At 69.5% G+C, this 8,433-nt stretch carries 6 protein-coding genes; all 6 read right to left on the bottom strand.

Annotated elements, in window-relative coordinates:
• Positions 1-314: 314 nt before the first annotated feature.
• On the bottom strand, positions 315-1,442 hold the full coding sequence (locus IEZ09_RS25710) for a sensor histidine kinase (RefSeq protein ID WP_189256311.1): 1,128 nt from the start codon (positions 1,440-1,442) through the stop codon (positions 315-317).
• A gap of 15 nt (positions 1,443-1,457) precedes the next feature.
• Positions 1,458-2,141: a response regulator transcription factor gene (locus IEZ09_RS25705; protein WP_109640397.1), complete on the bottom strand. Its 684-nt coding sequence runs from the start codon at positions 2,139-2,141 to the stop codon at positions 1,458-1,460.
• Between the two features lie 254 nt (positions 2,142-2,395).
• Positions 2,396-3,037: an SPFH domain-containing protein gene (locus IEZ09_RS25700; RefSeq protein ID WP_189256310.1), complete on the bottom strand. Its 642-nt coding sequence runs from the start codon at positions 3,035-3,037 to the stop codon at positions 2,396-2,398.
• A gap of 229 nt (positions 3,038-3,266) precedes the next feature.
• Positions 3,267-5,171 carry a 1-deoxy-D-xylulose-5-phosphate synthase gene (dxs, locus tag IEZ09_RS25695; RefSeq protein WP_189256309.1) on the bottom strand — a complete coding sequence of 635 codons (1,905 nt, stop codon included), beginning with the start codon at positions 5,169-5,171 and terminating at the stop codon, positions 3,267-3,269.
• A 62-nt stretch (positions 5,172-5,233) separates the two neighbouring features.
• Positions 5,234-6,424: a class I SAM-dependent RNA methyltransferase gene (locus IEZ09_RS25690; RefSeq protein WP_189256308.1), complete on the bottom strand. Its 1,191-nt coding sequence runs from the start codon at positions 6,422-6,424 to the stop codon at positions 5,234-5,236.
• Positions 6,421-8,406, bottom strand: a complete 1,986-nt coding sequence (locus tag IEZ09_RS25685) for an APC family permease (RefSeq protein ID WP_189256307.1) — start codon at positions 8,404-8,406, stop codon at positions 6,421-6,423. Before IEZ09_RS25685 ends, IEZ09_RS25690 begins: the two co-directional genes overlap by 4 nt.
• Between the last annotated feature and the right edge of the window lie 27 nt (positions 8,407-8,433).

Raw genomic sequence — 8,433 nt, 5'->3', positions numbered from 1 at the left:
GGGTATTCATATTACTGGCTGTGTTTCGGCACGCTGTTGAGTTCTCAAAGAACACGCGCACACCGCAGCTCGTCTCCGAGGAGAGTCACTTCCGGGGCTGTGTCAGGCTTTAGAAGTCTTTCGCCGCGCTCCGTTCCGGTGTTTTCCGGCCCGTTCCGCGCTGGCAGAGAGAAATTTACACGCCGGTCCACCGAGATCCAAATCGGGGGTCACTTACGGCGTAACCGCAGGTCAGACACCACGCGGACGGCCCAAACCAGCCAAGATCGACGCACAGTGTGACCGGCGCCACGTCGACAACTTGCGGCTGGAGATCAGCGAGGTGCCGCCGGCAGGTGCACGGTCACCGACAGACCACCCGTCGGAACGGCCACTGCCTGCGCAAACCCGCCGTGTGCCGCCACCGCGGCCCGCACGATCGAGAGCCCGAGCCCGGTGCCCGACTGGCTGGTGCGGTCCTTGACCCCGCGGCGGAACGGCTCGAACAGCTCCTCGACGCGGTCCGGCGGGATGAGCTGACCTGACGACGACACCCGCAGGACCGACCACTGCGGCCCGGTCTCCACCACGGTCTCGATCCACCCGCCGACGTGGTTGTGGCGGACCGCGTTCTCCAGCAGGTTCCCCGCGATGCGCTCCAGCAGTGCGGGATCTCCGACCGCGAGCGCCGGCGCGCACCGGAACACCGTGCGCAGGTTCCGCGCCTCGGCTTCCGCACGCACGGCCTTCCACGCGGACTCCACGACAGCGGAGAGATCGACCGGCTCACGCACCGCGAGCCCGGCACCGTCCGTGCGCGCGAGCAGCAGCAGCGCCGACACCAGTTGCTCCGCACGCTCCCCCGCCGCGCGCACGACACCGGCCATGCGACGCAGCTCCTCCACGTCGGCGTCCGGGTCGGACAGGGTGACGTCCAGCTCCGTGCGCACCACCGAGAGAGGAGTGCGCAGTTCGTGCGATGCGTTCGCCACGAACCGGCGTTGCGAGTCGAAGGCCGCTTCGAGCCGGTCGAGCATCGCGTCGAACGTGTCCGCGAGCTCGGCGACCTCGTCGCGCGGCCCCTCCAGCCGCAACCGCGATCCCAGCGACTCCGCCGACAACCGGCGCGCGGCCCCCGTGACGTCGTGCAACGGCTTGAGGACACGACCGGTGAACGTCCACGCCAGCACGGCAGCAGCTACGACCATGCACGCGAACGCGATCAGCCCCGCCCGCAACAGGTCCGCACGGGCCGCCGCCGTCAACGCCTCCGTCAGCACCGCCACGTCGACGTTGACCCCGTCCACGGTGACCTGACTGCCGGCGGGGAACGACGGCGACGAGTCGAAGACCCGCCCGACCAGCGTCCACCCGAGGAACAGCAGCACAACGCTCACCACCGCGACCAGCGCGGTGGTGAGGAGCGTGATCCGGAGGCGGAGCCCCGGTCCGCGCCGTCGCATAGGTGTCCTCGGGAATCAGGCTTCAGCGGGTCCGATCGAGGCACTCGGCACCCGGTACCCGGAGCCCACGACGGTGTCGATGATGCCCGGCTCCCCGAGCTTCTTGCGCAACGTCATGACGGTGACCCGCACGGTCGTGGTGAACGGGTCGGCGTTCTCGTCCCACACCCGCTCCAGCAGCTCCTCGCTGCTCACCACCGATCCCTTGGCCGCGAGCAGCACCTCGAGCACGCCGAACTCCTTGCGGGTCAGCTCGATCGGCTGCCCGCCGCGCGACACCGTGCGCCGCGCCGGGTCCAGTTCGACGTCCTGGGCCGACAGCACGGGCGGCGTCGCCGGGGTCGCGCGCCTGGCCAGTGCCCGTACGCGCGCGACCAGCTCGGGGAACGCGAACGGCTTCGCGAGGTAGTCGTCCGCGCCCAGCGACAGCCCGGCGACGCGGTCCTCGATCGTGCCGCTGGCCGTCAGCATCATGACCCTGGTGAGCGCGCCGGAGCTGAGGATCTCCTTGCACAGCTCGTCGCCGGACATCCCAGGCAGGTCCCGGTCGAGCACGACGACGTCGTACCGCGTGACGGTCGACTTCTCGTGCCCGGTCTCGCCGTCGTAGGCGACGTCCACGGCCATGCCTTCACGCCTCAGGCCGCGAGCGATCGCGTCGGCCAGAGGCGCCTCGTCCTCGACTACCAGAATCCGCACGCATCAAAGGTGCCACATCGACCTGAGAAGTCGCTTAACGGCACCTTCACGCCCGCTGGTGATGCACGAGCAACCGGGTGAGCAACCGCGTCGGGATCTGCCGGTCCTCCTCGGCCAGGACGCGGTAGTGGTAGCCACGCCCCCACCTCGGCGAAGCGCTCGGAAGCCAGCCTGTGCGCGCACACGGCCAGTTGAGTGAGAGGACCGAGGCGGGCCGGCGGCTGTGGGAGTCGCGGACCACGCTCCGCAGGTGATCAGGACTTCCGCGCCGGCCGGTCCACCACGACGGTCGAAGCGGCCTGCAGGGCACGCAGCTCCAGCAACGCCGGGTGCTCCTCCGCCAGCCGGGCCGCGTTGAGCAACGACCGCAGCGCCGCCGTCTCCCCGCGCGCCCGCTCCAGAGCGGCACGTCCCTCGGACGCCGCCACGAGCTCGGCCAACGCCGCGCGGCGCAGCTCACCGGGCATCACGACGTCGCGAACAGCCACGTCCGCAACGGACACGCCGAGCTCCTCGGCCCTTGCGGCGACACCGGCCGCGACCTCGGCCGCGATGGTCTCCCGCTCGGCATCAACGGCGGAGTGTGCGCGCGTGAGCACCGCACCGCGCAGTGCCAGCTGCACTGCCGTGTACAGCTCGGCCTCGGGGGACGCGGACTCCACCACGAACTTCGTCGGCGAGGACACCGCCCACCGCACCACGACGGTCACGCGGACGAGCACTCCGTCGGAGGTGGGCACGTCCTGCGCCGCCGGGGTCATCGTGCGCGGACGGACGTCGACGCGGTGCAGCACGGCACGCCACGGCAGCCGGTGCCGGCCGGGGCCCACTTCGCCCACCAGCACACCGCGGTCGAACCGGACACCCCGCTCCCACGGGTACAACGTGTGCTTCATCGTCTCCACCTCCGTCCGGGCAGACCACGACCCCGGCCGGCGAAACCGCGAGCGGGAGTCCACAGGGGACTCGCAGAGCTCGTGGTCTCCGTGTGCGACCGGGGTCGTGGCGTTCAGGAATCGAACCTGGCGCTTTTGAAGAGCCCCAAGCGTCCGCCCGATCGTGGGACCCGGCGAGGGAGACCTGCCGGGCCACAAAGCAGCGGACGCGAGGTGGAGAGTAGCCGACCTACTTCTCGGCGGGCTCGTCGATTTCCACTGGCAGGCACTCCAGGCGGGCGGCCCACTCCGTCACGCGGCGCGCCACGTCCTGCGCGGTGATGCCGCACAACGCCAGCACCTCGCCGCGCTCGCCGTGGTCGTGGAACTGTTGCGGCAGAGCGATGTCGCGCAACGGCACCTCGATGTCGGCGTCGCGCAGGGCGGCCGCGAGCGCCGAGCCGAAGCCACCGTGGCGGCCACCGTCCTCAACGGTCACGACGAGCTTGTGCGACGCGGCCATCTCCACGAGGTCCGTCGACATCGGGTAGATCCACCGCGGGTCGACGACCGTCACGCCGATGCCCTGGTCCTCGAGTCGTTGCGCGGCCTCGAGACCAAGCTCGCCCAACGCACCCACCGTCACCAGCAGCACGTCGTTGCCGGACCGCCGCAGCACGTCCACGGAACCGATGCGCTCCAGAGCCGGCAGATCCGCGCCCACCGACGCCTTCGGGTAGCGGATCACCGACGGCGCGTTCGAGATCGCCACGGCTTCGCGCAGCTCCTCGGCCAGGGTGCCCGCGTCCCGGGGCGCGGCGACGTGGATGCCGGGGATGACGCCGAGGATCGACATGTCCCACATGCCGTGGTGCGACGCGCCGTCCGGGCCGGTGACGCCCGCGCGGTCCAGCACCACGGTCACGCCCTGCTCGTGCAGGGCGACGTCCATCAGCAGCTGGTCGAACGCGCGGTTGAGGAACGTCGCGTAGACGGCCACGACGGGGTGCAGCCCGCCGATGGCCAGACCGGCCGCGGACGTCAGCGCGTGCTGCTCGGCGATGCCGACGTCGTAGAAGCGCTCGGGGAACGCCTTGGCGAACGCGTCCAGGCCGGTCGGGCCCTGCATCGCGGCGGTGATCGCCACGACGTCGGAGCGCTCGCGGCCGATCTCCACCAGGGAGTCGGAGAACACGTGCGTCCAGGTCCGCTTGGACGGCTTGAGGTTCTCGCCGGTGATCGGGTCGATGACGCCGGTGGCGTGCATCTGGTCGGCCTCGTGGTTCTCGGCCGGTGCGAAGCCCATGCCCTTGCGGGTGACCGCGTGCACGATGACCGGTCCGCCGAACGACTTCGCGCGCTGCAGAGCCGACTCGAGCGTGGCCATGTCGTGGCCGTCGACCGGGCCGATGTACTTGAGGCCGAGGTCCTCGAACATCGCCTGCGGGGCCAGCGCGTCCTTGATGCCGCGCTTGGCGGCGTGCAACGCGGCGTAGAGCGGCTTGCCGAAGAACGGCGTCTGCTGCAGCGCGCTCTTGCCCTTCTCCAGCACGCGCTCGTAGCCGGGACGCAGGCGCAGCGTGGACAGGTGGTCGGCCAGACCGCCGATGGTCGGCGAGTACGAGCGGCCGTTGTCGTTGACCACGATCACGACCGGACGCGTCTTGTCCGCCGCGATGTTGTTCAACGCCTCCCAGCACATGCCGCCGGTCAGCGCGCCGTCGCCGACGACGGCGATCACGTGGCCGTTGTCGCCGGTGAGCTGCTTGGCCTTTGCCAGGCCGTCCGCGTAGGACAGCGCCGTCGACGCGTGGCTGTTGCCCTGCACGTCGTGCTCGGACTCCGTGCGCGCCGGGTAACCGGACATGCCGCCCTGCTGGCGCAGCTGGTCGAAACCGTCGCGGCGACCCGTGACGATCTTGTGCACGTAGGACTGGTGCCCGGTGTCGTACACGATCGGGTCCTGCGGCGAGTCGAACACGCGGTGCAGCGCCACGGTCAGCTCGACGACACCCAGGTTCGGGCCCAGGTGCCCGCCCGTCTTGGACACCTTGTCGACCAGAAAACGCCGGATCTCCTCGCACAGCTGCTTCAGCTGCGCCTCGTCCATCCGTTTCAGATCAGCCGGTCCATGCACGGACTCCAGCAGGGTCACCACGCCCACCTCACTCCTGAAGACTTCGGCTCAGTCTACGGAGACTCGACTGAGACGCTTTGTCACCTCGTCTCAGGTACGAGCAGGGCGATGCACTCCACGTGGTGCGTCATGGGGAAGGCGTCGAACGCCCGCAGGGCCTCGAGCCGGTACCCCTGAGCTGTGAATTCCGCCAGGTCACGAGCCAGCGCGGCGGGGTCGCAGGCCACGTAGACCACCCGCTGCGGCCGTCGTCGTGCGACTTCAGCCACAACGACCTTGCCGGCCCCCTTGCGCGGCGGGTCGAGCACCACGACGTGAGGGTCCTCAACGGGCAGTGCGCGCGTCACGAGACGCTCCACCTTGCCCACGACCCACTCGATCTGCGGCAGGCGCCGCAGGTTGCGGCGACCGTCCTCCACGGCACCCGCGAAGGACTCCACGACCAGCACGGATCCGGTGTCGCCGACCTGTCGCGCGAGCACCGACGCGAAGAGCCCCGCGCCGCCGTAGAGATCCCACGCGCGCTGGCCGGGTCCGGCCGCGATCCACTCCCCCACGACCGAGGCGAACGTGTCCGCGGCCGCCGGGTGGACCTGCCAGAACCCGTCCGCTGAAATTCGCCACTTTCGTTGGGCGGCGGTCTCGACGGCCGTACCGGTTCCGGCGCGTCGCACGGTGTGTCGGCCGCGCACCTCACCCACATGCAGGTTTCCGTCACCGTCCTGGGTGATCGTGAGCTCGGAGGCCCGCCACTTCCGGTCGGCCACCGCCTCGACCATGCCGGGCCGGGAGATCACACAGTGGTCGACCGGAATCACATCGTGGGAACGGGTGCCGCGGAAACCCGGCCTCCCGTCGCCGTCGACGGCCATCCGGATCCGGGTCCGCCACCCCAGCGGACCGCCCGGCAACGCCTCCACGACGACGTCGCGTTCGATCTTGCCCAGGCGCGCCAGCTGCTCGCGGACGACCTGAGCCTTCAACTCGCGTTGCGCGTCCCACGACACGTGCTGGAAGTCGCAGCCACCGCACATCCCCGGTCCGCTGAACGGGCACGGCGGCTCGACTCGGTCCGGTGACGGCCGCAGGATCTCCACGGCGTCCGCACGGCAGAACGACCCGCCGTTGTCCTCGTAGACCGACACGACGACCCGCTCACCGGGCAACGCGTGCCGCACGAACAGAACGCGTCCCTCGTGCCGTGCAACGAAATGGCCGCCGTGCGCGACGGGACCGACCTCTACTTCGAACTTCTGCCCAACCCAGCTCATCGGTCGTCGAGTCCCCTTCGGACGGCACCCGGCGCGATGACGTCCTTGTCGCGCACCTTGGTGGACGACGCGAGCTGCCACGGCACGCTCGTCACCATCACACCCGGCTGGAACAGCAGCCTTCCCTTGAGCCGCAACGCACTCTGGTTGTGCAGCAGCTGTTCCCACCAGTGCCCGACGACGTACTCGGGGATGAACACGGTGACGACGTCACGCGGGTTGTCCGACTTCACCCGCTTCACGTAGTCGAGCACCGGCCGGGTGATCTCGCGGTACGGCGACTCGATCACCTTCAGCGGGATCTTGAAGTTCTCCTTCTCCCACTGCGCGACGAGCTGGCGGGTGTCGCCGTCGTCGACGTTGACCGTGACGGCCTCCAGCACGTCCGGCCGCGTGGCCTTGGCGTAGGACAACGCCCGCAGCGTCGGCATGTGCAGTTTGGACACCAGCACCATCGCGTGGTTGCGCGCCGGCATCGTGCGCACCCGCTCCTGCTGGCGCAGCTCCTCGGCGACGGTGTCGTAGTGCTTGCGGATCGCCGTCATCAACGCGTAGATGGCGGCCATCGCGGCGATGGCGATCCACGCGCCCTTGGTGAACTTCGTGATGAGCACGATGATCAGCACGGTCGCGGTCATGACGAGACCGAACGTGTTGATCGCCTGCGAGCGGCGCATCCGGCTGCGGACCTGGGGGTCGGTCTCGGTCTTGAGCAACCGCTGCCAGTGCTTGATCATGCCGAGCTGGCTCAGCGTGAACGACACGAACACGCCCACGATGTAGAGCTGGATCAGCCGGGTGACCTCGGCGTCGAACGCGATCACCAGCACGACCGCGAACCCGGCCAGGAAGAGGATTCCGTTGGAGAACGCGAGCCGGTCGCCGCGGGTGTGCAGCTGGCGCGGCAGGTAGCGGTCCTGGGCGAGGATCGAGCCGAGCACCGGGAAGCCGTTGAACGCGGTGTTCGCGGCGAGCACCAGGATCAGCGCGGTGACACCGGCGATGAAGAAGAAGCCGGGCGGGAAGTTGTCGAACACGGCGTGCGCGATCTGCGCCACCATGGTCTTCTGCTCGTAGCCCGCCGGGGCGCCGGAGAGCTGCTTGTCCGGGAACTCCGCCATCTTCACGCCGGTCAGCTGGGCGAGCACGATCAGGCCCATCAGCATGGTCACCGCGATGAGGCCCATCATCAGCAACGTCGTCGCGGCGTTGCGCGACTTGGGCTTGCGGAACGCGGGCACGCCGTTGCTGATGGCCTCGACACCGGTCAGCGCCGCGCAGCCCGACGAGAACGCGCGCAGCACGAGGAACACGAACGCGAGGCCCATCAGGTGGTCCTGCTCGGCGTGGATCTCGAAGCCCGCGCTCTCCGCGCGCATCTCGTCACCGAGCACCAGCCCGCGGAACAGGCCCCAGGCGATCAGGGCCATGATGCCGATCATGAACGCGTAGGTGGGGACCGCGAAGGCGCTGCCGGACTCGCGGATGCCGCGCAGGTTGATCGCCGTGAGGATGACGATCGCGGACACGGCGAACAGGGCCTTGTGCGTCGCGACGAACGGGATCGCCGAGCCGATGTTCGCCATCGCCGCCGAGATCGACACCGCGACCGTGAGGATGTAGTCCACGAGCAGGGCGCTCGCCACGGTGAGCCCTGCTCTGCGTCCCAGGTTGACCGTCGCGACCTCGTAGTCGCCGCCACCGGACGGGTAGGCGTGCACGTTCTGGCGGTAGCTGGCGACGACCGTGAGCATGACCACGACGACGGCGACGCCCACCCACGGCGCGATGGCGTAGGCGCTCAGGCCCGCCACCGACAGCATCAGGAAGATCTCCTCCGGCGCGTACGCGACCGACGACATGGCGTCGGAGGCGAACACCGGGAGGGCTATTCGTTTGGGCAGGAGGGTGTGAGCGAGGCGATCACTGCGGAACGGCCGTCCGACCAGGAGGCGTTTGGCAGCGGTGGCGAGCTTGGACACGGCCAGAGCGTAAGGGGTCCACTCACC

Source organism: Lentzea flava, from assembly GCF_014648475.1.
GTDB lineage: Bacteria > Actinomycetota > Actinomycetes > Mycobacteriales > Pseudonocardiaceae > Lentzea > Lentzea flava.
The sequence above is the reverse complement of the archived record's forward strand: the minus strand, read 5'-3'. Positions and strand labels throughout refer to the sequence as shown.

What these genes read in the sequence shown, in the direction of transcription:
- IEZ09_RS25700 (WP_189256310.1), bottom strand. Translation starts at nt 3,037, where the DNA reads ATGAAGCACACGTTGTACCCGTGGGAGCGGGGTGTCCGGTTCGACCGC.
- IEZ09_RS25710 (WP_189256311.1), bottom strand. Translation starts at nt 1,442, where the DNA reads ATGCGACGGCGCGGACCGGGGCTCCGCCTCCGGATCACGCTCCTCACC.
- IEZ09_RS25690 (WP_189256308.1), bottom strand. Translation starts at nt 6,424, where the DNA reads ATGAGCTGGGTTGGGCAGAAGTTCGAAGTAGAGGTCGGTCCCGTCGCG.